This is a genomic window from Mycobacterium asiaticum, assembly GCF_001673635.1.
GTDB classification, from domain to species: domain Bacteria; phylum Actinomycetota; class Actinomycetes; order Mycobacteriales; family Mycobacteriaceae; genus Mycobacterium; species Mycobacterium asiaticum_C.
On the sequence record NZ_LZMH01000039.1, the window covers coordinates 1 to 2,280 of the forward strand.

Genomic DNA, 2,280 nt, shown 5'->3' on the forward strand with positions numbered 1-2,280 from the left:
GATATCCACCTCACTGGAACGCCCCAACCGCCACACCCGATCCGGCGTCACCCGCCACGTCCGGCCACCCCCGCGCAGCTCCAGGCGCGCCAGCTCAGAAACCGCCGTCCCCGCCGTGTCGTCCATGCAAAGCCTCCGGTATGCCGACCAAGCTGCCCCGAATCATTCCTCTTGCAGGCGCTGCAGCGCTACGGCTCACGAGTGCGAAGCCCGTCGGGATCGCGGTGCCGGTATGCCTGGTGTTGTCGTCCCGGGTGGCCGCGTAGATACCGATGACGGCCAGTATCAAAACCAGGACGACGGCAACGACAGCGGCAACGATCTCCCAGGTGTTGTGGCGCCGCGGCGGCGCCGGGTGCCACGGCATCGGCCCGGCGAACGGTTGCGGCGGTGGCGGACCGCCTTGGAAGCCTCCCAAGGGCACCGGGCCGCGCGGATAGCCGGGCGGCGCCACTGGGACGCCGGGCTGGCGCGGGATCGGACCGGACGGGCCGGGATGCATGACCGGTGGGGGTGGTGTTGGGGTCGGTGACCTCTGGGGAATTGCTTGAGGTGCAGCCCCTGGGCAACGAACCACCGGTGGCGGGGTCGCCCTCGATCGGGGAAGCGACCACCCAGGTGGTGCAGGTGCCGCTACCCCCAGCCCCGCCTGACCCGCTGGGTGCGCCGGGTGAGGGTCGTGCGGGCTTGGAGGCCACCTCGGTGCTCGATATCACCGGCCCGGTGACACCGCCCAGTGCGGTGACGGGCCAGACCGGGTCGGTGCGTACCCCGACCGCGGTACACACCATGGACGCGGTGGTGGTCAGCATCGGCCGCGCCCCGGAAAACACCGTGGTCCTCAACGATCTGCTGGTCTCGCGCCGACACGCCCTGCTGCGCCGCTCGGGTCAACGCTGGGAACTGATCGACAACCACAGCGCCAACGGCACCTACGTCAACGGCACCCGCATCACCCGCGCAGTGATCGGACCCGAGGACATCGTGGGCATCGGCCACCAACTGCTGCACCTGTCCGGTGACCGGCTGGTCGAATACGTCGACACCGGCGACATCTCCTATGAAGCCACCCACCTGGGCGTGGCAACACCCAAAGGCAAAACCCTGCTGGCCGATGTCAGCTTCGTGCTGCCCCAACGCAGCTTGCTGGCCGTGGTCGGCCCCTCCGGAGCCGGCAAATCCACCCTGCTGGGCGCGCTGACCGGATTCCGCCCCGCCACCGCGGGCACCGTGCGCTATGACCAACGCGACCTCTACGACAACTACGACGAACTGCGCCACCGCATCGGCTTTGTCCCCCAAGACGACATCCTGCACACCCCACTGACCGTGCGCCGCGCCCTGAACTACGCCGCCCAACTGCGCTTCCCCCACGACGTCAGCGCCGCCGAACGCCAACAACGCATCGACGAAGTCCTCACCGAACTCGGCCTGATGACCCAAGCCGACCAACGCATCGACAGCCTCTCGGGCGGACAACGCAAACGCACCAGCGTCGCTCTGGAACTGCTGACCAAACCCTCCCTGCTATTCCTGGACGAACCCACCTCCGGACTCGACCCCGGCTATGAGAAATCAGTCATGCAAACCCTGCGCAGCCTGGCCGACGACGGGCGCTCAGTGGTCGTGGTCACCCACAACATCGCCCACCTCAACATGTGCGACCGGCTCCTGGTCCTGGCCCCCGGCGGCCGGCTGGCCTACTTCGGCCCACCCCAACGAGCCCTGGCCTACTTCAACTGCACCGACTTCGCCGACCTGTTCATCCTGCTCGAAAACGACACCACCACCGACTGGACCGCCCGCACGGCCACCGCGATCTCGAGCCGCGGCCACGGCAGTACCACCGATTGGTCCGGTGGCGGCAGGAATGCGACGCCCAGAAAACCCAGAATCAAGCCCTGTGCACTCGTAATCGCGCCCAGCACAGCCAGTTTGGAGGCGAGGTAGGCGCTGCCGGATAGGCCGATGCCGTGTTCGCGCCGGTAGATCGCCTGTTCCTTGACGATCTCGCGGATCGAAGTCGCACACCCCATCAACGCGCCACCGATGATCAGCAGTACCAACAGCTGGCCCGGCTGGGTCGATACCTTCTCGATCGCTTTGGCCAGGGAGAGGCCGGCGTCGCCGGGGACGGCGTAGGTGAACAGGCTCAGGAGCAGGGGTAGGGCGAGCAGGAATAGGGCGTATTGGCGGTCGGCGGCGATGACGGCGAGGTGCTGCCCCAACGCAGCTTGCTGGCCGTGGTCGGCCCCTCCGGAGCCGGCAAATCAACGGAAT

The 2,280-nt window shown here is 67.6% G+C and carries 2 protein-coding genes; both read left to right on the forward strand.

Annotation, left to right across the window (positions count from 1 at the left end):
* Positions 1–232 precede the first annotated feature (232 nt).
* A complete protein-coding gene (locus A5645_RS29095) occupies positions 233–532 on the forward strand; it encodes a hypothetical protein (protein ID WP_216638300.1) in 300 nt (99 codons plus the stop codon).
* Positions 508–1,950, forward strand: a complete 1,443-nt coding sequence (locus A5645_RS29280) for an ATP-binding cassette domain-containing protein (RefSeq protein ID WP_436405488.1) — start codon at positions 508–510, stop codon at positions 1,948–1,950. Before A5645_RS29095 ends, A5645_RS29280 begins: the two co-directional genes overlap by 25 nt.
* The last annotated feature ends 330 nt before the right edge of the window (positions 1,951–2,280 follow it).